This window comes from Streptomyces luomodiensis, assembly GCF_031679605.1.
Classification (GTDB): domain Bacteria; phylum Actinomycetota; class Actinomycetes; order Streptomycetales; family Streptomycetaceae; genus Streptomyces; species Streptomyces luomodiensis.
Genome location: NZ_CP117522.1, coordinates 3,096,369 through 3,122,499, shown reverse-complemented (window position 1 = coordinate 3,122,499; position 26,131 = coordinate 3,096,369). Strand labels below are relative to the sequence as shown.

Annotated in this window: 26 protein-coding genes; 10 read left to right on the top strand and 16 right to left on the bottom strand. The window is 69.1% G+C overall.

The window, feature by feature from the left end; translation table 11 throughout:
• The first annotated feature begins 77 nt into the window (after positions 1-77).
• Together PS467_RS13425 and PS467_RS13420 are read left to right on the top strand one after the other, a co-directional pair.
• Positions 78-1,388, top strand: coding sequence for an ammonium transporter (locus PS467_RS13425; protein ID WP_311035470.1), 1,311 nt, complete (start codon positions 78-80; stop codon positions 1,386-1,388).
• A complete protein-coding gene (locus PS467_RS13420) occupies positions 1,385-1,723 on the top strand; it encodes a P-II family nitrogen regulator (RefSeq protein WP_311035469.1) in 339 nt (112 codons plus the stop codon). Before PS467_RS13425 ends, PS467_RS13420 begins: the two co-directional genes overlap by 4 nt.
• Before the next feature lie 536 nt (positions 1,724-2,259).
• On the opposite strand, the gene PS467_RS13415 is transcribed toward PS467_RS13420, so the two are convergent.
• The 5 genes from PS467_RS13415 to PS467_RS13395 form a co-directional block, all read right to left on the bottom strand.
• Positions 2,260-3,450, bottom strand: coding sequence for an NAD(P)/FAD-dependent oxidoreductase (locus PS467_RS13415; RefSeq protein ID WP_311035468.1), 1,191 nt, complete (start codon positions 3,448-3,450; stop codon positions 2,260-2,262).
• Complete coding sequence (locus PS467_RS13410; protein WP_268971728.1) at positions 3,447-3,644, bottom strand: ferredoxin; 198 nt, start codon at positions 3,642-3,644, stop codon at positions 3,447-3,449. The genes PS467_RS13415 and PS467_RS13410 overlap by 4 nt, the downstream gene beginning before the upstream one ends.
• A gap of 19 nt (positions 3,645-3,663) precedes the next feature.
• A complete protein-coding gene (locus PS467_RS13405; RefSeq protein WP_311035467.1) occupies positions 3,664-4,902 on the bottom strand; it encodes a cytochrome P450 in 1,239 nt (412 codons plus the stop codon).
• 241 nt (positions 4,903-5,143) lie between these two features.
• Positions 5,144-5,863 (bottom strand): sensor histidine kinase, encoded by a 720-nt coding sequence (locus tag PS467_RS13400; protein ID WP_311035466.1) that lies wholly within the window; start codon positions 5,861-5,863, stop codon positions 5,144-5,146.
• Entirely contained in the window at positions 5,860-6,603 is a 744-nt protein-coding gene (locus tag PS467_RS13395; RefSeq protein ID WP_268971725.1) for a response regulator transcription factor, read from the bottom strand. The genes PS467_RS13400 and PS467_RS13395 overlap by 4 nt, the downstream gene beginning before the upstream one ends.
• 218 nt (positions 6,604-6,821) lie before the next feature.
• Between PS467_RS13395 and PS467_RS13390 the strand changes: the two genes are divergently transcribed.
• A complete protein-coding gene (locus PS467_RS13390; RefSeq protein ID WP_311035465.1) occupies positions 6,822-8,120 on the top strand; it encodes a glycoside hydrolase family protein in 1,299 nt (432 codons plus the stop codon).
• A gap of 34 nt (positions 8,121-8,154) precedes the next feature.
• On the opposite strand, the gene PS467_RS13385 is transcribed toward PS467_RS13390, so the two are convergent.
• From PS467_RS13385 to PS467_RS13375, 3 genes are all read right to left on the bottom strand, one after another.
• Complete coding sequence (locus PS467_RS13385; protein WP_311035464.1) at positions 8,155-8,937, bottom strand: HD domain-containing protein; 783 nt, start codon at positions 8,935-8,937, stop codon at positions 8,155-8,157.
• Between the two features lie 123 nt (positions 8,938-9,060).
• A complete protein-coding gene (locus PS467_RS13380; RefSeq protein ID WP_311035463.1) occupies positions 9,061-9,456 on the bottom strand; it encodes a hypothetical protein in 396 nt (131 codons plus the stop codon).
• On the bottom strand, positions 9,453-10,649 hold the full coding sequence (locus PS467_RS13375) for a helix-turn-helix domain-containing protein (RefSeq protein ID WP_311035462.1): 1,197 nt from the start codon (positions 10,647-10,649) through the stop codon (positions 9,453-9,455). The genes PS467_RS13380 and PS467_RS13375 overlap by 4 nt, the downstream gene beginning before the upstream one ends.
• A gap of 537 nt (positions 10,650-11,186) precedes the next feature.
• Between PS467_RS13375 and PS467_RS13370 the strand changes: the two genes are divergently transcribed.
• On the top strand, positions 11,187-11,453 hold the full coding sequence (locus tag PS467_RS13370; protein WP_311035461.1) for a GntR family transcriptional regulator: 267 nt from the start codon (positions 11,187-11,189) through the stop codon (positions 11,451-11,453).
• A gap of 17 nt (positions 11,454-11,470) precedes the next feature.
• Here PS467_RS13370 and PS467_RS13365 read toward each other — a convergent pair whose 3' ends face one another.
• The 4 genes from PS467_RS13365 to PS467_RS13350 form a co-directional block, all read right to left on the bottom strand.
• The gene (locus tag PS467_RS13365) at positions 11,471-12,688 is read right to left on the bottom strand and encodes a hypothetical protein (RefSeq protein ID WP_311035460.1); all 1,218 of its coding nucleotides are present in this window, start codon (positions 12,686-12,688) and stop codon (positions 11,471-11,473) included.
• Positions 12,689-13,779: 1,091 nt separating this feature from the next.
• On the bottom strand, positions 13,780-14,112 hold the full coding sequence (locus tag PS467_RS13360) for a hypothetical protein (protein WP_311035459.1): 333 nt from the start codon (positions 14,110-14,112) through the stop codon (positions 13,780-13,782).
• The gene (locus tag PS467_RS13355; protein WP_311035458.1) at positions 14,109-14,411 is read right to left on the bottom strand and encodes a hypothetical protein; all 303 of its coding nucleotides are present in this window, start codon (positions 14,409-14,411) and stop codon (positions 14,109-14,111) included. Before PS467_RS13355 ends, PS467_RS13360 begins: the two co-directional genes overlap by 4 nt.
• Positions 14,412-14,544: 133 nt before the next feature.
• Positions 14,545-15,729, bottom strand: coding sequence for a helix-turn-helix domain-containing protein (locus tag PS467_RS13350; protein WP_311035457.1), 1,185 nt, complete (start codon positions 15,727-15,729; stop codon positions 14,545-14,547).
• A 130-nt stretch (positions 15,730-15,859) separates the two neighbouring features.
• Here PS467_RS13350 and PS467_RS13345 point away from each other — a divergent pair, with 130 nt between their 5' ends.
• Positions 15,860-16,423, top strand: a complete 564-nt coding sequence (locus PS467_RS13345; protein ID WP_311035456.1) for a flavoprotein — start codon at positions 15,860-15,862, stop codon at positions 16,421-16,423.
• A 123-nt stretch (positions 16,424-16,546) separates the two neighbouring features.
• On the opposite strand, the gene PS467_RS13340 is transcribed toward PS467_RS13345, so the two are convergent.
• The 3 genes from PS467_RS13340 to PS467_RS13330 all read right to left on the bottom strand — a co-directional run bounded on the left by PS467_RS13340 (position 16,547) and on the right by PS467_RS13330 (position 18,491).
• On the bottom strand, positions 16,547-16,873 hold the full coding sequence (locus PS467_RS13340; RefSeq protein ID WP_311035455.1) for an antibiotic biosynthesis monooxygenase family protein: 327 nt from the start codon (positions 16,871-16,873) through the stop codon (positions 16,547-16,549).
• 615 nt (positions 16,874-17,488) lie between these two features.
• Entirely contained in the window at positions 17,489-17,812 is a 324-nt protein-coding gene (locus tag PS467_RS13335) for a DUF6355 family natural product biosynthesis protein (protein WP_311035454.1), read from the bottom strand.
• Positions 17,813-18,080: 268 nt separating this feature from the next.
• Entirely contained in the window at positions 18,081-18,491 is a 411-nt protein-coding gene (locus PS467_RS13330) for a DUF2000 domain-containing protein (RefSeq protein WP_268971715.1), read from the bottom strand.
• Positions 18,492-18,657: 166 nt separating this feature from the next.
• Here PS467_RS13330 and PS467_RS13325 point away from each other — a divergent pair, with 166 nt between their 5' ends.
• The 3 genes from PS467_RS13325 (at position 18,658) to PS467_RS13315 (ending at position 22,526) form a co-directional block, all read left to right on the top strand.
• Positions 18,658-19,470 (top strand): helix-turn-helix domain-containing protein, encoded by an 813-nt coding sequence (locus tag PS467_RS13325; protein WP_311039844.1) that lies wholly within the window; start codon positions 18,658-18,660, stop codon positions 19,468-19,470.
• A gap of 274 nt (positions 19,471-19,744) precedes the next feature.
• Positions 19,745-21,808: a bifunctional glycosyltransferase 87/phosphatase PAP2 family protein gene (locus tag PS467_RS13320; protein WP_311039843.1), complete on the top strand. Its 2,064-nt coding sequence runs from the start codon at positions 19,745-19,747 to the stop codon at positions 21,806-21,808.
• An 88-nt stretch (positions 21,809-21,896) separates the two neighbouring features.
• Positions 21,897-22,526: a superoxide dismutase family protein gene (locus PS467_RS13315; RefSeq protein WP_311035453.1), complete on the top strand. Its 630-nt coding sequence runs from the start codon at positions 21,897-21,899 to the stop codon at positions 22,524-22,526.
• Positions 22,527-22,561: 35 nt separating this feature from the next.
• On the opposite strand, the gene PS467_RS13310 is transcribed toward PS467_RS13315, so the two are convergent.
• Positions 22,562-23,800 (bottom strand): cytochrome P450, encoded by a 1,239-nt coding sequence (locus tag PS467_RS13310; protein ID WP_311035452.1) that lies wholly within the window; start codon positions 23,798-23,800, stop codon positions 22,562-22,564.
• A 259-nt stretch (positions 23,801-24,059) separates the two neighbouring features.
• Between PS467_RS13310 and PS467_RS13305 the strand changes: the two genes are divergently transcribed.
• The gene (locus PS467_RS13305) at positions 24,060-25,229 is read left to right on the top strand and encodes a steroid 3-ketoacyl-CoA thiolase (RefSeq protein WP_311035451.1); all 1,170 of its coding nucleotides are present in this window, start codon (positions 24,060-24,062) and stop codon (positions 25,227-25,229) included.
• 287 nt (positions 25,230-25,516) lie between these two features.
• The gene (locus PS467_RS13300; RefSeq protein ID WP_311035450.1) at positions 25,517-26,083 is read left to right on the top strand and encodes a hypothetical protein; all 567 of its coding nucleotides are present in this window, start codon (positions 25,517-25,519) and stop codon (positions 26,081-26,083) included.
• Positions 26,084-26,131: the final 48 nt, after the last annotated feature.

Sequence of the window (26,131 nt, the reverse complement as noted above, 5' to 3'; positions counted from 1 at the left end):
CGGAAACGTGACCCTTCCCCGAGCGGCCGTCGAGCCTCGACGCGAAGCCATGCCGACTGGGAAGGTGACATATCGATATGCCGACCGGACTCCACACCGGTGACACCGCCTGGCTGCTGGCCAGCACCGCGCTCGTGCTGCTGATGACCCCCGGGCTCGCCCTCTTCTACGGCGGCATGGTCCGCGCCAAGAGCGCACTCAACATGCTGATGATGAGCTTCGTCTCGATCGCCGTCGTCACCGTCGTGTGGCTGCTCGTCGGCTACAGCCTCGCCTTCGGGACCGATACCGGCGGCTGGGGGCTGATCGGGAGCCTCGACCACATCGGCCTGCACGGCATCGGGCCGACCACCCTCACCGGGCATGTGCCGACCCTGCTGTTCGCGACCTTCCAGCTCACCTTCGCGATCCTCACGGCCGCGCTGATCAGCGGCGCCATCGCCGACCGGGCCCGGTTCGGGGCGTGGGTCGTCTTCGTGGCCGTATGGACACTGCTCGTATACGTTCCGGTGGCGCACTGGGTCTTCGCACCCGGCGGCTGGATCCTCGACCAGCTGGGCGCCCTGGACTTCGCGGGCGGCACCGTGGTGGAGGTCAACTGCGGGGCGTCCGGGCTGGCGCTCGCGATGATCCTCGGACCGCGGATCGGCTTCAAGAAGGAGGCCATGCGGCCGCACAACCTGCCGCTGGTGCTGCTGGGGGCCGGACTGCTCTGGTTCGGCTGGTTCGGCTTCAACGCGGGCTCGGCGCTGGGGGCCGACGGGCTGGCCGCCGCCGTGTTCGTCAACACCCAGGCGGCCGGCTGCACCGGGCTGCTGGGGTGGCTGGCGGTCGAGAAGCTGCGGGACGGCCACGCCACCACCCTGGGCGCCGCCTCCGGCGCGGTCGCGGGACTGGTGGCCATCACCCCGTCCTGTGGTTCGGTGGGCGTGGCCGGCGCGCTGGTGATCGGACTGGCCGCCGGGCTGCTGTGCTCCTACGCCGTGAGCTGGAAGTTCCGGTTCGGCTACGACGACTCCCTGGACGTCGTCGGCGTCCACCTCGTCGCCGGGGTGGTCGGTACCGTCCTCATCGGCCTCTTCGCCACCTCCGCCATGACCAGCGGCGCCTCCGGGCTGCTCTCCGGCGGCGGCCCGGCGCAACTGGGCAAGCAGGTGGTGGCGGTGCTGGCGGTGGGGGCCTACGCGTTCGCCGTGACGTACGGGATCGGAAAGCTGATCGACCGGTTCCTCGGCTTCCGCGCCGCAGAGGAGGACGAACGGTCCGGCCTCGACCTCGCCGTCCACGCCGAGAGCGCCTATGATCACGGCGTTCTGGGCCACGGTGTGCCGCAGAACGCCCACGCCCACCGCCCGCTCCCGCATTCGGACAGGACCCCGCTCGGATGAAGCTGATCACGGCCATCATCAAGCCGTTCAAGCTCGATGACGTCAGGACGGCGCTGCGCGAGATCGGGGTGCGGGGCCTCACCGTCACCGAGGCCAGCGGCTTCGGCCGCCAGCTCGGCCACACCGAGGTCTACCGCGGCGCCGAGTACCGCGTCGACTTCGTCCCCAAGGCGCGGATCGACGTGGTCGTGGAGGACGCCGAGGCGGAGGCGGTCATGGAGACGATCACCACCGCCGCCCGCACCGGACGCATCGGCGACGGCAAGGTCTGGGCCGTGCCGGTCGACGACGTAGTGCGGGTCCGCACCGGGGAACGCGGCCCGGACGCCATCTGACAACCGCGATAACGGCGACAACCGCGACGCCAGACGGCCGGGCCCGCCGATCGGCGGACCCGCCCGTCCGCCAGGGGCCGACTACGGGACTGGCGAGGCGACGTGCCGGGGCCGACGGCCGGGCGTGCCGGACCGGCGGGTCGGGACTGACGAGGCGACGTACCGGGGCGGCCGCGGCGACGGGTTGGGACCAGCACCGGGTGCGCCCGGACCGACGTGCCGGGGGCGGCGAGGCGACGTGCTGGGGTCGACGGCCGGGCGTGATGGGCCAGGGGTCGGCGGGCCGGGCCCGGTGAGCCGACGCGCCGGGGCCGTCACCGGGCACGGCGGACCGACGTGCCGCGACCGACTGGGCAACGCGCCGGGGCTGGACCGGGCATTTTGACGGGCCGGGAGACGGCCGGTCTCGACGTGCCGGACCCGCCCGTCCGGCCGGGGCCGGCGGCCGGGGCCGACGGGCCGGGACGGCTGGGCACGATGGACCGGAGCCCGGCCGGGGGTGGGCCGGCCGGGCTTTTGTCGCTTGGGTTGGGTCGCTACGCCCCTTCCGGGACCAGCTCCCCCACCGCGTCCCGCCACGCGGCCCGCGTGGCGACCGCCTGCCGCCACGTGCGCAGTGCCTTGGGCGGCATCCCGACGGCCAGCACACCGGCCACCCGGTCCCCGGAGCGGTAGACGGCCAGGAACTTCCGTTCCTCCAGGGCGCCCTCGACGACCGTGACCTCCTCATGGCCGCGCAGCAGTCCATAGGCCTGGATGCGGAAGTCGTACTGGTCCGACCAGAAGTACGGCACCGGGGCGAACGGCTTCCGCGCGTCCGGGCGCAGGAGGTTGCGGGCCACGGCCATGCCCTGCTCGGTGGCGTTGGTCCGGTGCTCGATCCGCATCGCCGTACCGAACAGCGGGTTGTGCCAGCGGGCCACGTCCCCCGCGCCGTACACCCCCGGCGCGGCGGCGCTGTACTCGTCGCACTCCAGGCCGTTGCCCAGGGTGAGGCCGCTGCCCTCCAGCCAGTCGGTGTTGGGCACCGAGCCGATCGCGACCAGCACCTCGTCGGCCTCGACCAGGGTGCCGTCCGCCAGCCGTACCCCGCCGTCGGCCACCTCGGCCACCGTGACCCCGGTGCGCAGATCGACGCCGTGGTCGTGGTGGGCCTCGGCGAGCATCCGTCCGACCCGCTCGCCGACCGCCGGGGCCAGCGGCACCGGGGTCGGCTCCAGCAGGGTCACCTCCACGCCGAGCCCCCGGGCCACGGCGGCCGCCTCGGCGCCGAGGAATCCGGCGCCGACCACCACCAGCCGCCGCCCCGGGACCAGCCGGTCCCGCAGGGCCAGGGCGTCGTCCAGGGTGCGCAGCACATGCGCGCGCTCCCCGCCGTCGCCGGGCAGTCGGCGCGGGCGGACGCCGGTGGCGATGACCAGGCCGTCGTACGGCACCCGCGCCCCGTCGGCCAGCGCGACCGTACGGCCGGCGAGGTCGAGCCCGGTCGCGGCGGTCCCGAGGCGCAGATCGAGACCGAGCCCGTCCAGGTCGGCGGGCGCGCGCAGCGGCACCCGGTCGGCCTCCCACTGCCGGCCGAGGATCTGCTTGGACAGCGGTGGCCGGTCGTACGGGTGGTACGGCTCATCGCCGATGAGCGTGATCGTGCCCTCGTAGCCCTCCCGGCGCAGCGTCTCCGCCGCCGCGAGACCGGCGGCGGAGGCACCGACCACCACGACCTGCTTCACTTCTCGACCACCCGTATCGCCGCCGCCGGGCAGACCACCGCGGACTCCTCCACATCAGCGTGGAGTTCGGCCGGGGGCCTGTCGTTCAGCAGGACCACGATGCCGTCCTCCTCCCGCTGGTCGAACACATCAGGGGCGATCATCACGCACTGACCTGACCCCACACACTTGGGCACATCGACTTCCACGCGCATGGCTGACTTGTACTCCTCGTTACCAGGTGACGGGCAGTTCGTAGACGCCGTAGACGGCACCGTCGTGTTTGAACGGTAGTTGGTCGAGGCCGGTCGCCAGCCGCAAAGTGGGAATCCGGCGGTAGAGCGTGCTGTAGACGACCTGGAGCTCCAGCCGGGCGAGCGGCTGGCCCAGGCACTGGTGGACGCCGAAGCCGAACGCCATGTGGCGGCGGGCGTCGCGGCTGATGTCCAGCCGCTCGGGCTCGGGGAAGACCTCCGCGTCCCAGTTGCCGGTGCCGGTGTGGAGGATGATCCCGTCCCCGGCGCGGATGGTCTCGCCGCCGACCTCGATGTCCTCCAGCGCGACCCGGCGCCGGCCGTTGTGCACGATGGACAGGTAGCGCAGCAGTTCCTCGACCGCCCTGGCCACCGCCTTGGGATCGTCGGTCTCCCGCAGGACGGCGAGCTGGTCGGGGTGTTCCAGCAGCGCGACGGTGCCGAGGGCGATCATGTTGGCGGTGGTCTCATGACCGGCGATCAGCAGCAGCACGCCCATGTTGGCGGCCTCGCGCTGGGTCAGCTCACCGGCCCTGACCCGGGCGGCCAGCTCGGAGAGCATGTCGTCGGCGGGGTCGGCGAGTTTGGCGGCGACCAGGTTGTCCAGGTAGTCGGTCAGCGCCTCGTTGGCGCGGACCACGTCCTCGACCGACGACGCCATGTTGATCAGCACCGAGCTGTTCTTCTGGAAGAAGTCGTGGTCCTCGTACGGCACCCCGAGCAGCCGGCAGATCACCAGCGACGGCAGCGGCAGCGCGAACGCGCGCACCAGGTCGACCGGGGTCGGCCCGGCCAGCATGGCGTCGATCAGATCGTCGGTGATCTTCTGGATGTCGGGCCGCAACGCCTCGACCCGCTTGATCGCGAACGGTGCGGTGACCATCCGGCGGATCCGGGCGTGCTCGGGGTCGTCCATGCCGAGGAACGTCCGCCGCCGCTTGGAGTTCTCGCGGAAGCCTTCGTTCGGATGCGGGAAACCGGGCACCAGGGGGTCGGAGCTGACCCGCGGGTCGCCGAGCAGCGCGCGCTGGTCGGCGTGCCGGGTCACCAGCCACGGGGTGCTGCCGTCCCACAGCCGCACCTTCGCGATCGGCCGCTCGTTCTGGAGAACCCGGGTGGCCGGGGGCGGGTCGAAGGGGCAGCCGGCCGCACGCGGCATCGGAAACTCCGCAAGCGGCTCTTCCGCCTGGGCCGTGGTCTCTGCCAGCGTCTCGGTCATGTCTCTCCTCGGGTGGGGGATTCCGATGAGCGGAGCGTGAACCTTCGCGATACGGGGACGTGAACCTTTCGAGATACGGGGACGTGTTCTCCTTCGCGTCGGACTGATCCTTCGCGTCGGGGACGTGCTCCTGCGCGTCGGACCGATCCTTCGCGTCGGGGACGTGCTCCTTCTCGTCAGGGACTGCTCCCGCGTCGGGGACGTGGTGACCAGCGAACCCCCTCCACCTGACGTCCCACGGTCAGTTTCCTGACGAATCGCTGACAGCGGGAAAGGCCAGCGTGACCGTGGTGCCGCGGCCCGGTGCGCTGCGCACGGTCACCTCGCCGCCGTGCCGCTCGACCACCCGCCGCACGATGGTGAGGCCGAGCCCGCCGCCCAGCTCGCTCCGGCCGTCCTCGGCGGAGCGAGCGTCGGTGAGCCGGGCGATGTCGTACGGGCTCATGCCCGGCCCCTGGTCGCTGACCGACAGCTCGGCCCGAGGCTGCCCGCCGGGCCCGGCCACCGGACCGCGCACCGCCACGGTCACCGGGGACCCGGCGGGGGTGTGCCGCAACGCGTTGACCAGCAGATTGCGGACGGCGTGCCGCAGCAGGCGGCCGTCGGCGACGAGGGCCACCCGGCCGGAGTCCTCCCGCGCGATGGGGCGTTCGGGGTCGAGCACCCCCAGATCCGCCACCGCCTCGTCCGCCACGTCCCGCAGACACACCGGCTCCCGGGCCGGCACCGGTACCCAGGAGGCGTCCGCACGGGGAAACACCTGCTGGACCGCCTGGTGCATACGGTCGGCCTCGTCCTGGATCCGGCGCAGGGCGCGCACCATCAGCTCGGGGTCGTCGCTGAGCCCCTGGAGCGGGAGTTCGGCCCAGCCCCGGATGGTGGTCAGGGAGGTGCGCAGCTCGTGCAGCAGCACCTCCAGCCGCTGCTGGCGCTCGTCCGCCTCCTCCCCGTGCGCGCTCATATCTGCGCGAGGCGGCCGAGCCAGTAGCCGAAGCCACGGCGGGTGTGGATCAGGGCGGGCCCGGCCCCGTCGACCTTGTGGCGGAGGCGGGAGACCAGCTTCTCGATGGCGTTGTCCCCGTAACGCCTGTGCTCCGCCAGCCACAGATGCTCGCCGATCTGCTCCTTGGACAGCACCTGGCCCGCGTTGACCAGCAGATAGCGCAGCAGCCGGAACTCCCCCGGGGTCAGCGCCAGCGTCCGCTGCCCGCGCCGCGCCTGACGGGTCGTATCGTCCAGCACCAGATCCGCGTAGCGCGGCGACGGCTCCTCCCGCCGCCGGCTCCGGGTGCGCAGCTGCGCCTGCACCCGGGCCAGCACCTCGGCGATCCGGAACGGCTTGGTGACGTAGTCGTTCCCGCCGATGCCGAGGCCGGTGACCAGCGAGTCCAGCGAGTCGCGGGCGGTGAGGAAGAGCACCGGCGGATGGTCCTCATCGGCCGCGACCAGACGCCGGCACACCGTGAAGCCGTCCATGTCCGGCAGCATCACATCGAGGATCACCAGGTCGGGCCGCTCCCGTCCGACCCGGTCGAGCGCCTCCCCGCCGGTGGCCGCGGTGCCGACCCGGTAACCGGCCAGCTCCAGGGTGGTCGCCAGCAGTTCGGCGATTCTCGTTTCATCGTCGACGACCAGGATGTGCTGCCCGCCGCCACGGGCGGGTGCTGGCTTCTCGGGCTTTTCGCTGACACTCCCGTACACGCCATGACACTACGTGAACCGACCGTTCCGGGGCACCAGGACCCTGATCGTGAGCGATGGGATCCGGACAGTTCCCCACCGCCGCCGAAGGCGAGAACGAGAGGTTAGCGGCCTGTTAGCGGATCGGCAGGAGCCCATCAGCGGCGGCGGACAGTGTGGTCGCCACGAGCCCGAAGGACGGGGCGGCCCACGACAGAACTCACGACACGGGGGGACACATGCCCTATCGCACCGCACGTCACCACACCCGCAAGGCCGTCGCCGCCGCCGCGGTGGTCGCCGCCGCCGCGTTCGGGCTGACCGCCTGCCAGGACACCGGGAACGACGCCGCGGGAGCCGAGTCCTCCGCCACATCCGGCTCGCACGACTCCGGCTCCCGGGACCCCCGTTCCGCCGCCGGCTCCGCGAAGAGCGGATCGGGCGCCGCGGAGTCCTTGCGGAAGAAGACCGTCACTCCGCTGCGCGACGGCGCGGCCCTCTACCCCCGGGCGATCCGGCTGGAGCACAGCGGCGACCGCAACGGACGCGTGCTCGCCTCGTCCGTCGTCCACGACGGCGGTGACGGCGTCGGCACCATCCAGGAGAGCACCGACGACGGAGCGAGCTTCCGCCAAGTGGGCACCATCGCCGACCCCAAGTCCGCTGACGGCCGGGGGTTGTGCTGCGCGACTCTCTTTGAACTGCCGCGACGGGTCGGGGACATGCCGGCCGGCACGCTGCTGTGGGCCGCTTCCTTCGGCCAGGACGAGTCCGACCGCCGGATGTCGATACGGGCGTTCAAGAGCACCGACGTGGGCCGCCATTGGACCTACCTGTCCACGGTCGCCGCCGCCACGGACGCCAAGGGGCTGTGGGAGCCGGAGTTCTCCATCGACGCCGAGGGGAACCTGGTCTGCCACTACTCCGACGAAACCGATCCGCGCCACAGCCAGAAGCTCGTCGCCGTGCGCTCCCGGGACGGCGTCTCGTGGAGCGGCCTCCACGACACCGTCGCGAGCGCCCCGGTCTCCGACCGCCCCGGAATGGCGGTCGTGCGCAAGCTGCCGACCGGCACGTACATCATGACCTACGAGATCTGCTCCGACGACGCCCAGTACTCATGCGTGGTGCACTACCGCACCTCTCCCGACGGATGGGACTGGGGCGACCCCGCCAACCTCGGTTTCCGGCCCGAGACCGCGGACGGCAAGTACTTCAAGCACGCGCCGAACCTGGCCTGGGCACCGGAGGAAGGAAATCCGCAGGGCAAGCTGCTGCTGGTCGGGCAGGCGATGTACAACGCGGACGGCAGCAAGGCCGAGGGCAGCGGGCGCACGATCTGGACCAACAGCAAGGGCGGCCAAGGTGCCTGGCGCGAGATCCCGGCCCCCGTCGCCGTGACGTCCGACAAGGTCGACTTCTGCCCCAACTACAGCTCCAGCCTGCTGCCTTCAGCCGACGGCAGCGAGGTGCTGGAGGCCGCGACCGACTACGACGGGGGCGTGTGCCGGCTGTACTACGCCACGAATGACGCGTGACCCGGCCGGCGGTACGCGGCCTTGGAGTGTGGCGTCAATCCTCGAAGGGCGCGGCGAGCAGCAGGTCCTCCACGGTGGGCACCGAGAAGTCGGCGATATGGCGGCGGCCGACCTCGGCGAAGGGATGCATGAGCTCTCCCATCGGCTTGGTGCGGCACAGCGACACTATGGTGTCGATCGCCTCTTGCTTGAATCCCTTCCGGGGAAACGCGGTCAGCACGTCATCGAGAATGTCGGACGGCAATTTCTGAAGGTCATTCCCGGAGAAATCCATACCTGAACCGACGGCGATCATGGCGATCTCCGGTCGCTTCCGAGCCGCGATACCGGCGGTGGTGTGCAGGGCGATCGCGTCCCAGACCACCGCCACCCGGTCGGCCGACATCCGCTGTTGCCGGAGGAACCGCTGTGCGGCGTCGGCACCGTCGACCTCGAAGCGCTCATTCGGCGTCCGGTACGCCTCGACCAGCCCGAGGTCATGCAGGACCGAGGCGACGAAGACGAGCTCACGGTCGTAGCGCACGCCGTTCCTGTCGAACATCAGACAGCCGAAGAGGTACGTCCGCATGACATGGTTGAAAAGCGTCTCGGTGGACGCGCCTCGTGCGAACGCCGCGGCTTCCCGGGCCACGTCGCTGTCGGGAATGCGGACACCGGCCACCGCCGTGGGCAGGGCATCGGCACGCGGCCTCGACGCCGCGGCGGCGGGCGGATGGGAGACCGCGGCGGCGAACGCGGACGCGGCGGCGACGCCGGCCCCACGTTGCAGCATCGTGCGCCGGGTGACCTTCTTCGTGCCCTTGCTCTTGTCAAACATGTGGAGAGCCTTCTCGTGGTCGGCGGTTGGTGCCACGAGACTATGAAGGGCGTCACCGAGCCAACAGCGGCGAAAATGCCGAGAAACCTCTGATTCTCGCCAGGAGGGAGTCCTCCGTGTGCGCTAGCTGACGTGCGGCCAGAGCAGGAGCATCGCCACGATGCACCCCGTGGAGGACGCTGCGATCCAGTACAGGGAAAAGGTATTGAAAGGCACCTTGGTCCAGGGCTTCTGCTCCTGTTCCGCGATGTCGGCCGCGACCCTTTTCCTGACCGGCAGCAGCATGATGACCATCATCAACAGGCCGCAACTGTACAAATACAGGGTGAAGGAGACGGAGTAGCCTTTTAGCGCCGCGCTGGGTATCAGGAAGACGCAGCCGGCCAGCGGGGCGAGGAACGTGCGCCGCTGTGCCTTCGGGGTCGGCATGCACCAGCGCATCGCGACCAGGTAGATGACGGTGGTGACGGCGGCGACGAAGACCCAGCCGTCTGTGGTCAAACGGGAAGACGTGATCATAGCGTGAAGGGATCCTCATCGAGCCGTTCTGCCAGGTGCTCCAGAGTATCCGTAAGGCTTGACGGTGCACCGGTCAGCCTTTCGCGCTGCTGGGCGACCTGACCGATGAGGCGGAGCGTCCGCCCCGACGCGATTCCGGGTACGGCGGTGACCAGGGACCTGACGAGGTCTTCCGCGTCGCGCCAGGCACGGACGTCCAGCAGGCATTGGGCGAGCCGGGTGGATGACATACTCGCGTAGCCGGTCGCGACGCCACACCCTGGTTGTGTGGATTGCAGCAGCCGCTCGATGGCTTTCTTCGCGTCACCCGCGATCTGAAGCGTGTGACCCCAGTGGCCGTCGATTTCCCTGTCGGTCAACCACCATGACCAGTCCGGTTCGCCGACGTCGTGACCGTGCTCGATGAGCGACCGGGCGCGTCGCAGCGACTCGACGGCATCCGACGTACGTCCCGTGCCGACCAGTCCCTTCGCTTCACGCATGCGGAACATCGCCTCGACGCGCGGGGACAGCCGTCCACGGTTGAGCACCGACCGGGCGATGGACAGCGCCTCCTGGTTCCGGCCACGCCATTCACTGTGCATCGCCATGTTCTGCAGCGTCAGCAGTGCGATGGAGCGGTCCCCCGAGAGATTCGCGAGGAACAGCGCCTCTTGGTTGAAGCGCCGGGCGGCGCCGTCTCGTTCCGCGTCGAAAAGAGCCCAGCCGGCGACTTCGGCGAGTTCCGCCGCGGCCGACTGAATGTCGCGCTCATACCGAGGGTCGTAGTCTCCGGCTCCGAGCCGCCGATGCACGACCTTGAACGCGCGGCCCGCGGGCTCCGCGATGGATACCCCGCTGAGTTCATTGTCCAGGACGATCAGCCGATGGGACGTCTCCCGGATGGCCTGTGCGAAGTCGACTCCGCGTGCCTCGTTGAGTTTGAGAATCCGATCGGCGATGGCCGGTGTTCCAGTAGCTTCCGGCTCATCTGCCGGCGCTGTTACGCGTGCCGCGATGTCGGAGAGTTCCCCATTTGCCTCGAGCAGGTTGTCCAACGCCGTGACGAGTTGCCTCGACGGCTGCTGTTTCCCGCAGAGCACGCGGGACAGATAGGCGTGGTCGTAGTTCAGGTGACGGGCAACCGCTCGCACGCTCATGCCCCGGTCACGGATCAGATCGCGGACTCGTTGGCCGAACTCCCCGCTGGTCATGGGAGCCAGGGTACGCGGTGTCACCGCGTGGTCACCATGCGGTCACCAACCGCGACCGCTCCTTCGCGGTTGTCTTGGACGAAGACAAGGACCCCCGCGACCGTGCGACCGGCCCGGGGGCGTGGCCATCGCTAACGGGAGCGACGACGTGACGGACACTAACCCAGCCACCCCCTACTCGAACACTCTGCTTCACGGTGAGGCAGCCCGGTGACGGGCCGCGCGATGATGACCATGCGCGTGTCGCGGGACAGCGGGAGGACCTACGGGCCGACGCGCGTGGTCAGGTCCACCGATCCGCTGAGGCCGCTGGAGACGTCGGTGTGGCCGCCGTGCCAGTGCGCTCGATGCGTCTCGGGACAAGCGGGCAGCCGTCAGCCGCGCTGAGGGCGTGGGAGCAGGCAGAGACCCCCGCCATCTACCGCACCGCGACGCCGGCCATCACGGGTCCACTGCTCGGACTCGCCGAGGGGAAGCCCTCTTCGGCGTTGACGGCTGCTGACCGACCCCGACACCGGAACCCGCGCCCTGCACACCGTGCTGATCCCGTTCGCCACCGCCGACCAGGTCGAACAGCTAGCCGAAGCGCCGGAGACCGTCAGCGCCCGCATGCTCATGCTGCTACCCGACGAGCACAGCACCCTGGACGTCCCCGACGCGACCCCGATCCTCCACACCACCCGCGTCACCCACGGCACTAACGAACGGCCGCTGATCCTCGAAGAACTACGTGCCAGCGCCGACCGCGCACAATTGGCCTACCGTATCGCCGCTCACGCAATCCATGGCTTGCACTCCATCTGAGTATCGTCATGTAGAGCCTAGATACCAGGGGAGAAGTATCTAGAGAGGCGGTATCGAGAAGTGGGCACAGTCGGGTCTTTGGCTGCATTTTTGAGATCCTTAACCAAATCAGCGCCAAAACTTTTCGGAGGAGACCACAACCGCCGTTGACGATTGCGCGTCCTTTGTTCAATAACGGAAATCTTGCATTCGAGAATTCCGGTGTCATAAGCGGCCTTCAGTTTGCGCAACTGCTCGACTCGCTCTGCATTATCCCCCTCGGATTCGGAAGTCATTATGAGTCTCTTAGTGGAATGAGGGTCGACGGATATGTAGTGATCATCACGTTTCCCGCCCCCACGGCCGTCCCTCCCTATAGCTCTATCGATTTTCAATAGTACGGGGTCAAGTTCGCGGGGCGAGCCCCCTTTGGCGTAAAGAAGAGCATACCGATTGACTATGCCGATTTGACTCCCTCGGTTAGTGACAATGGCGTCCACCTGAAGCGGGCCTTGCTTAATACTTTGTTCGAGTCGCGGCTCTATCGCTGAAGCCCTAAAGAAATCCTCATCTATTGCCTCTTGTGCATATTCCAGACATGCCTTAATGGCATCCCTGTCGAACCGCTGAAGGGCGACCAAGAGACGCTTCGTTGCCTCAAGCTTCTGTGCAGCCTGCTCCCCCGAAAGATCCCAGCCCTCGGTCTCGTAATCTACGATGAAATTGATTTCAATTCTGTCTTTTCCTTTTGGTTCGACGGTGTAATTCAAAAGTTCGCCCTGGCTCCAGCCGGGCATTGACCTGACTTTCGCGCCGCCGTCGCCGATTTGGATTCTCTTTCGGTATAGGCCGTCAGCTATAATGCTCATTATTACCGGCTTTTTAATCAGTTCCTTTACTACCGTCAACTTGTCTGCACGGGTGGTCGCATGTTCTGTCTGTGTAGCCAAAGAGGGCAAGGTTGATTTTGCGTCGGGAGACTCGTTGGTGAATCGTCTGCAGGCTCGAATCTCTTCCTCGATTCGAGCCGGGTTGCTGAATCGCTGTAGCCCCATTCCCCAATGAAAGCTGCGCGTCCACTCCACAACGCTTGGAGGGATCGACAGACCTGTGCCTGGCTGAGTGGCTTCTCTCGCTATTGACAGCAGAGATAGAGAAAGGCGCTCACGGCCCAACCAGCGCGACAGGAGTGCTCCCAAGGTCGCGCCCGCGACGGCCCCAAACGCGCCCGAGAAAAGCGCCAGAAAGAATGACACGTTCAACACCTGCCCGGGAGGGGTGTTAGATGTATTTCGAAGGACCTACGGAGCCCGAGAAGGCCATGCCTAGGAGATCCATGCTATGCGTCGTCCCGACTGCGAGCATCTTGGCGCTTTCCTGAATATTGCACTTGACAGGTCGCCCTATCATCCAGCTCGCTATCTCAGTCGTCGATGCCTACCGACAGCACCGCCAACCCCGCGCGGTCTGAGCCCCCGACCGGCGAACTGTCGAAACTTGTCTTCACTTGCTCAAGGGCACGCCTTGCGGCGTGCCGGGCGGTCTGGCCGCCCCGCCGGGCTGCGGCGTGGCCGCCGGTCCCGTCGGGCGCCCACCGCCCGCACCTATCAGCGCACCTGCGAGCGCTCGCCAAGGGCCGACCGCCGTCCGGGGCGGGGGCGTTGTGGCTGGGGCCGACGGCCTACGCGGCTTTTAGGCAGCCACCACGGGGCGAGCCTCTAAGAACAGGAGGCCGATCGGTCGCAAACGCGGGCAGGATCACAGACCCGCCCGATTCGCCGGGCCAGTGTAAGGCCCCCTGTTCTCTCGCCCCGTGACAGCTCCCGCCCCTAAGCCGCTACGGCCGGCGGCGGTGCCCACAGCGCGCCGGTCCAGCACCGCACGCCCGCCACCGGCCACCCCGATCAGCTCGCCCCGCGTAACCGGGCCGCCGTCACCCGCGCCAGCATCGCCACCTCACGCGCAGCCGCCACCGGCAGCTCCAACCGCACCACACCGGAGCCGTCCGCGCCCGAAGCGGCACCAGTCGCGCCCCTGCCGACTCCACGCCGACGAGTCGGTTGTTGTGCGTGTTCCAACCCGGGCGGACCTCAGTACCGTTGTCGGCCACCGGGATAGCGCACTGGCTTCCGGCACTCTGGCGCGTCCTCAGGCGTGGGCTCGCCACCGAGCGCGTAACACAAGGCAGCGTGCAACTGCTCTGCCTCCACCACCGTCAGCACCAGCGATGCCATGGACGCGCGACCGGGCCGGATAACCCGAAGCGGCAGCTCAAGCCGGCCGTCTTTCCCAGGACACAGGCCACGCCCCGGCGCCGGCCCCACCTGCCAGCCTCCTGACGCCTCACTCATTCGGCCTCCTCATCCGTTCGAGCCGGTCCGTCGGTCCCGCACTCGCCAGGCACCGGTAGCCGCCCGCCGCGACTCTCCGCGATCCGGAGCGCGTCTTGTAGTGCCTCGATCAGACGGTCCGAGAGGTAGCGGAGTTCTCGCACGTCCGCCTTTCGGTCGCGGAGCAGCAGACGGGCGTGACCGATGAGTTCAGCACCCATCTGGAGCTGAACCGCTTCCATCTCGTCAGCCAGCCGCGACAGATATCCCTCACCGTCCGCGTCCGACACCAGGTAGCACGGCTGCCCGGCAGGGCCGGGCCACGGCAGCAGTCGCGGTTGCGCGCTCACCTGACCACCGCCATCCCGTGCGGAGCGCACAGCAGTTCCACCGGAGGCACGGCCTTCTGACGCTCATGCGCCACCAGATACGGCCGGACAAGCTCCATGTCCTCACCGCGCAGCACCGGCTCACTCGGCGTCTGGCGCACACGAGGCAGCTGCAACGTCTGGGTATCGACGCAGTCCATCGGCTGACGCGTCGCAACCGCGTGATGACGCCCCTGGCCGGGTGGTAGCACTTTCATCAACGGTTCGAAGATCCTCCCGATACAGTGCCGCATGTCGACCTGCTTCCTCAGGTTGGCCACGCCCCGGGGCGCACGCCCGCGTCGCCGGGGCCCTGTGGCGGATGAAAAACCGGCTGAGTATTCATGCTGGTGACATGCGTAGCCCCCAACTTTCACAGTTGAGTGAAAGCCGGGGGCTACTGCGGTGAAAGTGTCAGAGGCCCACCCAGGCGGCGAGGTGATCCAGGCTGTCCGGGGTGCGCCGGGACAAGTGGATCAGGCCCCGGATGGTCTCGCGAGCGCCCGCGTGGTACCTGGTCTGCTGCGGCGCCAGCTTCCGCGCGGTCACCATCGATTTCAAGGCCGCTTCAGAGCGCCCCGCTTCCATCTGGGCGCGTGCCTGGTCCACGTAGAAGTGCGCGGCGCGGGAGACAGCCCAGTCCTGCGGTATCCGCACCTTCGCAGCCTCTTGCAGAGCTTCGCCGTAGTGCCGCATCTCGACATGAGCCGACACCGCATGCACGGCGACATTCGTGGGGCCGAATGACAGCCAGTGCACGTCCGCTGCTTCGCCTGTCCGGTTGGCGTAGGACCGGGCCTCTTCGAGGTGGTTCTTCACCGCGTCTTCGTCATGGGCGCGGGCAGCGATGATGCTCGCCCCGAGGTGAAGCTGTCCGGCAACGGCATGCCGTTCTCGGGTGTGCGGAGACTGTCCCAACAGCCCCTGCCCGGATGCTACGAGCCGCTGGCCGATGGTGTACTCACCCTCTCGGAAGTAGACGAGGGCCCGCATGTACTGGCGCACTGCGGACAGCAACGGATCGGATGCCCGCGAGGCAGCCCAGTCCATACGGTCCAGAGCCACCGTGGACAGGTCGTAGTAGCCCAGCTTCACGGCCAGGTCGTGCGCGGTGCGGTAGGTACTCGACAGGGCAGCCCACAACTCGGATGACGGCGTCCGATACGCGGCTGTAGTGATCTCCGCCATAGTTCCTGGGAGATCAAGAGCAGCGTCATGGAGCTTCGTGGCCCGGACCTGCTGACACAAAGCCTGAGCAGCGGCGACGAGCTTGGGAGTGGGGCGCGGTGTGATCGCCGGATCGGCCCCCAGGTCGTAAAGGTCGAGGGCTTCGCGGATCGGGCGGACCGGCGCGGCCAACCGGTCCTGCTGTAGCTCGGTTACGTAGGGCTGGCCGGTCAGTGCCGTGACGTCGATGCACAGTGCTTTAGCCACAGCGGCCACCAGGTCGGGGCTGGCTGGCTTGTGCCCGGACTCAACCTGGGTCAGCAGGCTGTAGGAGTAAGGAACTTTCTGGGCCAACCCTCGCTGAGTCAGCCCAGCCCGTTTCCGGTGATGTGCGATCCGAGCGCCCGTGTGCTCGTCGTCGGGGAGCGGCATGCATGCCTCCTCGTGACTCACTCAACGGAAACGCTACCCGCCCGGCCTCTGCCGAAGACGGTGAACGGGGATGTGCCCCCCAAGCGGGCATGGTTTGCGGAGGGAGGGTGCCGCACTGTGGACTGCCCGCATGACCGCGAACCGTGTCCTCTACCTGTTCGGAAGCGCCGCCCCGCCTGTGCTGAACATCACTGGCGTGATCGAACGTGCGCAGACGGCTGACTGGGATGTCTGCCTCGGATTGACCCCCACGGCCGCACGCTGGCTTGACGACGAGCTGCCAGCGTTGGAAGAGCTGACCGGACACCCTGTGCGCAGTCAGTACAAGCTGCCCTGGCAGCCGGACGCCTGGCCTCCCGCGGATGTCGCCGTCCTGGCACCCGCCACCTTCAACACGATCAACCAGTGGGCCCTGGGGATCACCGAGAAGTTCATCGTCGGATTCGTGGCCGAGGCCATCGGCAAGGGCATCCCCACCGTGGCCCTGCCGTGCGTCAACGCCGCCTACGTCCAGCACACCCAGTTCGACACCAGCGTTGCCACGCTCCGCGCGATGGGGGTGCGTGTGCTGTACGGGGAAGGCGGTTTCGTACCCAACGAGCCGGGCCAGCATCGACCGGAGAACTATCCGTGGCACTTGGCTCTCGAAGCCGCCGCGTCAGCTTTCAGCGGGCGCGATCCCCGTGGCGCATGAGCCGCCTCCCCGGACAGTGCAACCAACGGGCAGGCGGGCTCGCAGCCGTCTAACGGGCGCAACACGAAACCGCTAGCCCCCTGGCTTTGGCCAGAGGGCTAGCGATGGTGGCAAGGGGCTGTGTCAGCCTTGCTTGGGCGCGGCCTGCTGGACGACCTCGAAGGACCACAACGTGGAGCCGGACGCGGCGGGCTTGTGCTGGGGGGCGTCCTCGCCGCCGCGCTGGTGGGCGGCCTTCATGGGGCCCTCCATCCACGCCTGGAAGTCCTCCTCGCTGCGCCAGCGCGTATAGACGAGGTACTGGTCGGTGCCCTCGACCGGGCGCAGCAGCTCGAACCACTCGAAGCCGTCGGAGTTCTCGACCGTCCCGGCCCGCGACGCGAAGCGCTTCTCCAGCACCTCGCGCTGCTCGTCCGGGACCGTCAGCACATTGATCTTCACGATGCTCATGCCCACCATCCTGCCGCATCACCAGGAAGGCCGCGGACTATGACGCCAGGGCCCGTCCGGCCTGCGATCAGCCGCACCGGCCGCACAGGTGTCCATGCCGCGCAGCGGGCCGAGAGCCGGTCCACCCCGGCACAGGCACCCACCGGCCACGGTGTGACCGGCGCGGCGGCGGACCGTAGGGCGACTGCCAGGCCGGCCGCTCGGTTCGGATCGGGCGGCCCGCGTCGCGGCGCCGTACGGCGACCGGGCCGGGGTCGTTGTCGTAACGGACGATCAGCGGGCAGGTGGGCACGACCACCCAGTTCTTGGACACAGAGATACACCGGTTTCAGTGAGAAGACCGCAGCGGAAAGGAGCACGGCGCACAGGTGCGACGCGCGACGGATCAGCGCTTGGGGGGTCTCACTTGGTGTACATCGGCATGTCCTTCACGGGGTGACGGTGGGCGGGAGCACGGTAGCGGCGCACGGGAGTGCGGTTCCACTGAATTTCGGACGGGTGACGATGCCTGGCCGCGGGTGTCCGCACCCTTGCCGACGCCGGTCCGAGCGGCGTGGGGCCGCGCCGATGCCGGCGACACCACGGCCGCCGGCATCTCGATCTCCGGAATGGGGATCAGCAGGTGCGCCCGGTGTACCAGGCGCCGTCGACATCTCCGGCCGCCCCGATCCAGGTCACCCCTGGGCCCACACACATCTCAGTGTTGGTGAACCAGTCGTCGATCTCGATCACGATATGTGAGTTGTCGGTCGTGCAGTGGTTGTAGTAGGCGTCGGTGGAGGTCTCGAAGAACCCGCAGGGGTCCTTGAGGGCGGGTGCGGCCTGAGCCTGGGGAGCGAACGGGCCATAGGCCGCGATGGCGGCGAGCGCCGCGACGGGAAGAACCGCGCGCTTCCACCGTCCGCTCGTCCGGCTCTTCACCGCGTTGACCAGTTGCATGAGTTTTCCCTTCTGTCGGCGTCCGCGTGCACTCGGTCGAGCGCATCGCTCGGTGTCGCTTGGGGACAAGCCTGCAGAGGGGCACTCTCGTACCGCTGTCGTGCCGCTGTCGTGGTCCTGTCGGAGGGCGTCCGGGCCTGTGCTGCGGCCCGCGCGCGGCGCCGCGGTGTTGCGCGGCCCGTACCGGTGTTGCGCGCCCGGCGGTCGGGAGCCGTACAGCGCTCACTTTGCCGCGGCTCGTCGGCCCGGCGTCGGCCCGGCGGCCCCCTCAGCCGTGCAGCTTCAGGCCCTTGGTCACCTTGTCCACCTGGCCGCGCGGTCCGTAGACCGCCAGGCCCACCAGGTTCAGCGCGTCGGCCTCGACGGCCCGGACCGTCGCGCGGTTGTCGTCCTCGTTGTCGGTGCCGAACAGCTCTTCGGTGTAGAGGGCCGTTGGCAGGGAGCGGGAGAGGGCTCGGGCGTGGGTGCGGGTGAGGGCGGCGGCGTCGGCGGCGTAGACGAGGACCGGCTCGCGGAACATCGGGAGGTAGGCGTTGCCCGAGGCGTCCTCGTACGGCTTGCCGACGATCTCGTCCGTGGCGTGGGCCAGACCGCTCGCGAGGAAGGCGGTGACGTTCAGCTTCTGCCAGTCGGCGAGGTCGGTGCGGACGATGACGGCGATCTTGGTGTCGAAACGCATGGACCCATCCTCGCCACGGTCGTGACCTGCGGTCTTGAACGCTGGTGCGGGACGGCACAATGGAGCTGTGCGAGCGGTCGGTGCCGTCGGTGCGGTCGGAGAGGGAGCGCGGGGCCAGGAGGACTGGGCCCGGTACTGGCGCGATCCCGACCGGCCCGTGGAGGCCATGCACGCGCACTTCTTCAGCCATCGCTTCCATCCGCACAGCCACGACGCCTACTCCTTCGCCGTCACCGAGATCGGCGCCCAGCGCTTCCGGTGCCGGGGTGCGCTGCGCACCAGCGGGGCGGGGATGGTGATGGTCTTCAACCCCGACGATCCGCATGACGGGGAGGCGGCCGCCGAGCTCGGGTACAAGTACCGGATCGTCCACATAGGTCCCGATGTGGTGCGGAACGTTCTCGCCGATGTGGCCGATGTCGCGGACCACCGGGCGGCGTTGCCGCTGTTCGATCAGCCCGTGGTCAGCGATCCGGTGCTGGCCCGCGCCCTGCTGCGGCTGCACACCGCCCTGGTCGACGGCGCCGGACCGCTGGTGCGGGACGAGCGGCTGACCGCCGCCGTCGGGGCGATGGTGCGGCGCGGGTCCACCGGCCCGCTGCGCGCCCGAGCGCTTCCGGCCGGGGGCGGCGGGCAGGCGCGGGCCGCGCTGCGTGCCCGCGCGCTGCTGGAGGAGGCGTACGCGGAGGAGATCCCGGCGGCGCGGCTCGCGGAGGCCGCCGGATGCAGCCGGTACGCGCTCTACCGGGCGTTCCGCGCCACGTACGGAATGGCGCCGAGCGACTTCCAGCGCCAGCTCCGGCTGCGCCGGGCGCGTGGGCTGCTGGTCGCGGGCCGTAGCGCGGCCGAGGCCGCGGCCCAGGCGGGGTTCGCCGACCAGAGCCATTTCCACCGGTGGTTCGTGCGGTGCTTCGGGGTGACGCCGGGGGCGTTCCAGCGCGCGGCCGGTCCCGATTCGCGGCGCACCCCGCAGCCCTGATGAAATTGGCCCGGACCGTACGGACGCACGCGGAGCGCAAGCACCCTGCCAAAGCCTGACATCTTTCGGCCAACCGCCGACGACAGTCAGGTGACGTGGGGGTGTGCGGCGTCTGAGTAGTGGGCTCAGTAGGGTCTCAGACATCCGGGACAGGTGAAGACGGCAAGTGGGGGAGCGGCACGGCGTGGCGAACGTGGAGCGGAGCGGACTGGGGCGCACCCCGGACACGGGGCCGGCCCCCGGTGCGGTCGGGGCGCGGACGCCACGGATCAGAATGGGACTCGCGGCCCTGTGGCTCCTGGCGGGATTGCTGGCCGTCCGTCAGGCGGCCGCGGTGCTGCGGAGGCCGCCGGGCGAGCGGCTGACCGACCTGGAGACCTGGCTCGGCGACCAGGGCGTACTGCACGTCAGAGGGTCGCTGTACGACGGGGACTCGTTCACCGGAACCCCGTTCTCCGGGCTCGTCCTCAAGCCGCTGACCCGGGCCGCCGAACAGAGCCTCGGCGTCGCCTGGACCTTCGGCACCCTGCTGCTGGTCGTGGTCCTCGGGCTGGTCGTGGCCCGCGCGCTGCCCGGTCCGGTCTCCCGCCGCACCTCGCTGATCGCCGCCCCCCTGGCCATCAGCCTGCTGGTGCTCTCGCTTCCGGTGCGCAACACCTTCACCCTCGGCCAGACCAGCATCATCCCGGTACTGCTGGTCGTCCTCACCGTGCTGCCCAGGACCTCCGGACGGCAGACCGGGGTGCTCATCGGCGTGGCCGCGGCGCTCCAGCCCGCGCTGCTGCTGTTCGCCGTCGTGCTGTGGTGCATCGGACGGCGCCGGGCCGCGGCCCTGGCGGGCGCGACCTTCGCCGCCTGCTCCGCGCTCGCCTGGGCGGCGATGCCGCACGACTCGTGGACGTACTGGGTGCACCACATCGGCGGCGCCGGGCTCGGCGCGCCCGCCGACAGCCTGGCCAACCAGTCGCTGCACGGGCTGCTGCTGCGCATCGGCCTCGAAGGCCCGGCCGAGCTGGTGCTGCTGGCCGTGCTCGCGGTCGCGGTCGCCGTGATCGGCCTGCGCCGCGCGGTGCGCTACGCGAGGGACGGGCAGCCGCTTCTCGCCGCCGCCATCACCGGCAGCGTGGCGCTCGCGGTCTCGCCCACCTCCTGGCAGCACCAGCAGCTGTGGATTCTGCTGGCCGTGGTCGGCCGGGTGGGCCGGCGCGCCTCGGACCGGCTGGTGTGGCCGGTGCTGGTGGTGCTGGCGATGTCGCTCAGCCGTACCGCCCTGCTGCCCGACATCGAGATCCTCGGCCATATCGGCTACAACGCGCCGCTGCTGGCCGCGCTCGCCGCCGCCTGTGTGGTGCCGTTCCTCTCCCGTACCTCGCCGCACTGGGACGATCCCGAGCCGACCCCGGTCGCCGAACCGGCCAAGGGCCGCTTCGCCTGGGTGCCGTTGCTGAGGTTCGTCAAGCGGCCGCTGTCCCGCCCGAATCTGATGCTCGAGCTGATGCTGATCCGCGTCGGCTACTTCGCCTACTCCTGGATCCGCGGCCACGCCCCGGACGAGCGCAGCGTGGCCGAGGGCCATGGCCACCAGGTGCTCTCCCTCGAGGGCTGGCTGCACATCGACATCGAGCACTGGTTCAACGCCATCGTGGCGGACACCTCGGGGCTCAAGCACTTCATGAACTGGTACTACAGCACCTTCCACTTCCTGATTCCGCTGTCCCTGCTGGCCTGGCTGTATCTGCGCCGCCCGGCGACCTACCGCTGGGCCCGTACCCCGCTGGCCTTCGCCACGCTGCTCGCCCTGGTCGGCTTCTGGCTCTACCCGCTGGCCCCGCCGCGGCTGATGGGCCTGGGGTACGTGGACACCGCGCACGGCCCGCAGGACCTGAACAACCCGGACTTCGGCGCGCTCACCAAGCTGTCCAACCAGTACGCGGCCATGCCGTCGCTGCATGTGGGGTGGTCGCTGTGGTGCGGGGTGGTCATCGCGATCGTGGCGCCGTACGTATGGGCGAAGGCGCTCGGCATCCTGTACCCGCTGCTGACGACGGCCGTCATCGTGGGCACCGCCAACCACTATGTGCTGGACGCGATCGGCGGCGCGGCCATCGTCTCGGCCGGGTTCGGGCTCCAGTACCTGCTGCTCGGCGTGGGCAAGCGCCCGCACGAGGAGGCACCGCCGCTGTCGGCGGCGGTGGGCGCCGCGGTCACCCGGGCCCGGGAGCTGGTGCCGGGGCTGGTACGGCAGCGCGGCGGAAAGCACGACGAGGCCGAGCCCGCGGAAACGGCGGGCGCGGAGCGGCTGACGCCTCGCGTTGAGAGGCATGACCGGCGGGTCTAGCGTGGTGAAAAGGGGCGGAAACGGCCCAGACGGGGTAATTCGGGAATCGAGACGGGGAGCGGGGGCCCCGACCGAGGAGGGATCAAGGATGTCCCTGGTGAAGGCAGCAACAGCGGCGGTGGCGATGGCCGCCTCGATGGCCATCGCGACCCCCGCGGTCGCCGCGCCGCCGCGCCCCTTCGTCTTCGTCCACGACAACTTCCAGCCGGCGTCGCAGGCGAAGAGCGCCGGTGCGGTGACCTACGACAAGTCGCTGGTGCCGACGACCGCGACGGCGTTCGTCGCGGAGCTGCGGCTGGGTGGCAAGGGCATGGAGCAGCACGAGAAGAACATGCACGGCGGCCACTACAAGATGCACAGTGGCACGTTCATCTTCCTCAGCCTGCGGGGCGTCGCGGCCGACCACCACTTCGGGATCCATGTCCATACGAAGGCGTGCGGCACCAAGCCCGACGCGTCGGGGCCGCACTACCAGAACAAGAAGGATCCCAAGCAGCCCTCGACCAATCCGAAGTACGCCAATCGGCACAACGAGGTGTGGCTGGACGTCACCACCAACGGCTCCGGCAAGGGTTACGCCAAGGCGTGGGTGAAGTGGCACTTCAGGTCCGGGGAGGCCCGCTCGGTGGTGATCCACAAGCATGCGACGGGCACCACGTCGGGCAAGGCCGGGGAGGCCGGCGCCCGGGTGGCGTGCGTCAACGTGCCGTTCAAGTAGCGGCGTCGCGGGGTCAGGACGGTGTGGTCGCGGGGTCAGGACGGTGAGTAGGACACCCGCATCTCCTTGATCCCGTTCAACCAGGCCGAGCGCAGCCGCCGGGGCTCACCGGTGAGCCGGATGTCCGGGAGGGTGTCCGCGATGGCCTCGAAGATCAGCCGGATCTCCAGCTCCGCCAGGCTCTTGCCGAGGCAGAAGTGCGGTCCGCCGCCTCCGAAGCCGAGATGGGGGTTGGGGTCGCGGGTGATGTCGAAGACCTCCGGGCGGTCGAAGACCTCGGGGTCGTTGTTGGCGGAGGAGTAGAAGACGCCGACCCGCCGGCCCGCCTCGATGCGCTGTCCGCCGAGTTCGGTGTCCTGGGTGGCGGTGCGCTGGAAGGACATCACGGGGGTGGCCCAGCGCACGATCTCGTCGGCGGCGGTGGCGGGGCGCTCGTCCTTGAACAGCTCCCACTGGCCGGGGTGGGTGAGGAAGGCGTGCATCCCGTGGCTGATGGCGTTGCGCGTGGTCTCGTTGCCGGCGACGGCGAGCAGCAGGACGAAGAAGCCGAACTCGTCCGAGCCCAGGTTGCCCTCGTCCTCGGCGGCCACCAGCCGGCTGACGATGTCCTTGGCCGGGCACGCCTTGCGGTCGGCGGCGAGGTTCATCGCGTACGAGATCAGTTCCATGGCCGACTCGGCGCCGATCTCCTCGGTGATGGCCAGTTCCGGATCGTCGTACGCGACCATCTTGTTGGACCAGTCGAAGATCTTGGACCGGTCCTGCTGGGGGATGCCGATCAGCTCGGCGATCGCCTGGAGCGGCAGTTCGCAGGCGACATCGGTGACGAAGTCCCCGCTGCCGCCCTCCCTGGCCCCGGCCACGATGCGTTCGGCGCGGTCGCGCAGGGCGTCCTCGAGGGCGCGGATGGCGCGTGGGGTGAAGCCGCGCTGGACGATCTGGCGGACCCGGGTGTGCTCGGGCGGGTCCATATTGAGCATGATCAGCTTCTGGACGTCGATCTGGTCGCGCTGGATGTGCTCGTTGAAGCGGATGATCGCGGTGTTGGCGTGGGAGGAGAAGGTCTCCGGCCGGGTGGAGACCTCCTTGACGTCGGCGTGGCGGGTGACGGCCCAGTACCCGTCGTCGTCGAAGCCCGCGACGCCGTGCGGCTGGGGTATCCAGCACACCGGGGCGGTCCGCCGCAGCCGGGCGAGCTCCGGGAGTGGCACCCGATGCTGGTGGAGGTCGGGGTCGGTGAGGTCAAAGCCTTCGGGGAGCGCTGGACAGGACATCGGCCACTCCAGAGATCTAACGGATCTGACGGCCTATCAGAAGTGTCCGCAACGTAGTAACGGGTTCTACAAGTGGCAAGAGAAAAGGCGGCCATTGTTGCGGCGGGGCGAGGCCGCTCGCGGTCCGCGCAACCCCTGCACGACCCTTGCGCCGCCGGGTCGGGCCTCAGCAGACTGAGCGGGAGAACTAGAACGCGTACTAGTTCTGGCGCGGGCGCTGCCGGGAGCCCCGCGGACGCGAGGAGAGGACGAGACAGCCATGGCCGCGGAACCCGTCATCGTCGAAGCCGTACGCACCCCCATCGGCAAGCGCGGAGGCGCGCTCGCCAACCTCCACCCCGCCTATCTGCTCGGCGAGACCTACCGCGAACTCCTCGCCCGCACCGGCATCCAGCCCGACTGCGTCGAACAGATCGTCGGCGGCACGGTCACCCACGCCGGGGAGCAGTCGATGAACCCCGCGCGGACCGCCTGGCTGGCCATGGGGCTGCCGTACGAAACCGCGGCGACGACGGTGGACTGTCAGTGCGGCTCCTCGCAGCAGGCCAATCATATGGTGGCCAACATGGTCGCCACCGGCGTCATCGACATCGGCATCGGCTGCGGGGTCGAGGCCATGTCGCGGGTGCCGCTGGGCAGCGGCTCCAAACACGGGCCGGGCAAACCGTTCCCGGAGGAGTGGAACGTGGACCTGCCCAATCAGTTCCAGGCGGCCGAGCGCATCGCCCGCAACCGCGGCCTGACCCGCGAGCACGTGGACGCGCTCGGACTGGCCTCCCAGGAGCGGGCGGCACGGGCCTGGGCGGAGGAGCGGTTCAAGCGCGAGACCTTCGCGGTGCAGGTGCCCACGACCGACGAGGAACAGACGGCCGGACAGGGCATGTGGCGGGCCGTCGACCGGGACGAGGGGCTGCGCGACACCAGCATGGAGGCGCTGAGCGGGCTCAAGCCCATCATGCCCACCGCCGTGCACACCGCCGGCAACTCCTCCCAGATCTCCGACGGCGCGTGCGCGGTGCTCTGGTCCTCCAAGCGGATGGCCCGCGCCCTCAAACTCCGCCCCCGCGCCCGCATCGTGGCACAGGCCCTGGTCGGCACCGATCCGCACTACCACCTGGACGGGCCGATCGACGCGACGAAGGCGGTCCTCGGCAAGGCCGGGATGACCCTGAAGGACATCGACCTGGTCGAGATCAACGAGGCGTTCGCCTCGGTGGTCCTGTCCTGGGCCCAGGTCTTCGAACAGGACCTGGAGAAGGTGAACGTGAACGGCGGCGCGATCGCGCTGGGACATCCGGTGGGCGCCACCGGGGCCCGCCTGATCACCACGGCGCTGCATGAACTGGAGCGCGCGGACAAGGAGTTCGCGCTGATCACCATGTGCGCGGGCGGCGGCCTGGCCACGGGCACGATCCTGCAGCGGCTGTAGTGATAGCCGAGCGCTGATTGACCGGAATCCCGGGTTGGATTTCGGCGGTAACGATTCCTCGGCGGCACCCCTTGGGGTGCCGCCCTTTTTCATATGCCCGGAATCGTCAATCCATGGTGACCGCCCTCGCCGTAACGGGGGTTGTGTCGTATATGAGTTCATGTAGTACGAGCAGATGAAAAGTATTTAAGGGCAGCTAATCTCTGGGATGTCATCAGATTGGCCGCTTGAGGTGGTTTTTCGATGAAGTACACCTTCCGTGGCCGGAGTCGAAGGGAAGCGACGACATGTCAGCTCACCGCATGCTCACCGGTACATTCCTGGGGCTGGGCGCCCTGGCCCTGGCCGCCACGGCGGTCGCCCCGGCGGCCAACGCCGCGCCCGTCCCCGTGACCAGCCTCAACTGCGACGGCGACACCTACACATGTACGGCCAACCTGAGCTTCGGCGATGGCAGGTGGGTCGCGGAGTGGAATGTGAACGTGTTCCACCAGAGCGCGGCAAGCGATCAGCGGGCCGCCCGGTCGTCGGACGCACCGCTGAGCGCCGCCGCCCCGGTCCCGGTCACCACCCTCACCTGCGACGGCGACACCTACAAGTGCACCGCCGGGCTGCAGTTCGGGGACGGCAGGTGGGTAGCCCAGTGGAACGCCAATGTGTTCCACCAGGCCGTGGCCAATGCCGTGCCGGCCGCGGCGGCGAAGACGGTCAAGGCTCCGCGGGACGCTGCCGCCCCGGTGCCGGTGACCGCCCTGAACTGCGACGGCGACACCTACAAGTGCACGGCCAACCTGAGCTTCGGTGACGGCGGGTGGGTCGCGCAGTGGGACGCGAGGGTCTTCCACCAGAACTGACGCCCGCCACCAGGGACCAGGATTCAGGACGGGCGGGCCCGGCGCGGA

Bases quoted from the DNA above. Each gene is read 5' to 3' on its own strand.
- PS467_RS13425 (WP_311035470.1), top strand. From the start codon at position 78: ATGCCGACCGGACTCCACACCGGTGACACCGCCTGGCTGCTGGCCAGC.
- PS467_RS13420 (WP_311035469.1), top strand. From the start codon at position 1,385: ATGAAGCTGATCACGGCCATCATCAAGCCGTTCAAGCTCGATGACGTC.
- PS467_RS13410 (WP_268971728.1), bottom strand. From the start codon at position 3,644: ATGCGCGTGGAAGTCGATGTGCCCAAGTGTGTGGGGTCAGGTCAGTGC.
- PS467_RS13405 (WP_311035467.1), bottom strand. From the start codon at position 4,902: ATGACCGAGACGCTGGCAGAGACCACGGCCCAGGCGGAAGAGCCGCTT.
- PS467_RS13400 (WP_311035466.1), bottom strand. From the start codon at position 5,863: ATGAGCGCGCACGGGGAGGAGGCGGACGAGCGCCAGCAGCGGCTGGAG.
- PS467_RS13390 (WP_311035465.1), top strand. From the start codon at position 6,822: ATGCCCTATCGCACCGCACGTCACCACACCCGCAAGGCCGTCGCCGCC.
- PS467_RS13385 (WP_311035464.1), bottom strand. From the start codon at position 8,937: ATGTTTGACAAGAGCAAGGGCACGAAGAAGGTCACCCGGCGCACGATG.
- PS467_RS13380 (WP_311035463.1), bottom strand. From the start codon at position 9,456: ATGATCACGTCTTCCCGTTTGACCACAGACGGCTGGGTCTTCGTCGCC.
- PS467_RS13375 (WP_311035462.1), bottom strand. From the start codon at position 10,649: ATGACCAGCGGGGAGTTCGGCCAACGAGTCCGCGATCTGATCCGTGAC.
- PS467_RS13350 (WP_311035457.1), bottom strand. From the start codon at position 15,729: ATGCCGCTCCCCGACGACGAGCACACGGGCGCTCGGATCGCACATCAC.
- PS467_RS13345 (WP_311035456.1), top strand. From the start codon at position 15,860: ATGACCGCGAACCGTGTCCTCTACCTGTTCGGAAGCGCCGCCCCGCCT.
- PS467_RS13340 (WP_311035455.1), bottom strand. From the start codon at position 16,873: ATGAGCATCGTGAAGATCAATGTGCTGACGGTCCCGGACGAGCAGCGC.
- PS467_RS13335 (WP_311035454.1), bottom strand. From the start codon at position 17,812: ATGCAACTGGTCAACGCGGTGAAGAGCCGGACGAGCGGACGGTGGAAG.
- PS467_RS13330 (WP_268971715.1), bottom strand. From the start codon at position 18,491: ATGCGTTTCGACACCAAGATCGCCGTCATCGTCCGCACCGACCTCGCC.
- PS467_RS13325 (WP_311039844.1), top strand. From the start codon at position 18,658: ATGCACGCGCACTTCTTCAGCCATCGCTTCCATCCGCACAGCCACGAC.
- PS467_RS13320 (WP_311039843.1), top strand. From the start codon at position 19,745: ATGGGACTCGCGGCCCTGTGGCTCCTGGCGGGATTGCTGGCCGTCCGT.
- PS467_RS13315 (WP_311035453.1), top strand. From the start codon at position 21,897: ATGTCCCTGGTGAAGGCAGCAACAGCGGCGGTGGCGATGGCCGCCTCG.
- PS467_RS13310 (WP_311035452.1), bottom strand. From the start codon at position 23,800: ATGTCCTGTCCAGCGCTCCCCGAAGGCTTTGACCTCACCGACCCCGAC.
- PS467_RS13305 (WP_311035451.1), top strand. From the start codon at position 24,060: ATGGCCGCGGAACCCGTCATCGTCGAAGCCGTACGCACCCCCATCGGC.
- PS467_RS13300 (WP_311035450.1), top strand. From the start codon at position 25,517: ATGTCAGCTCACCGCATGCTCACCGGTACATTCCTGGGGCTGGGCGCC.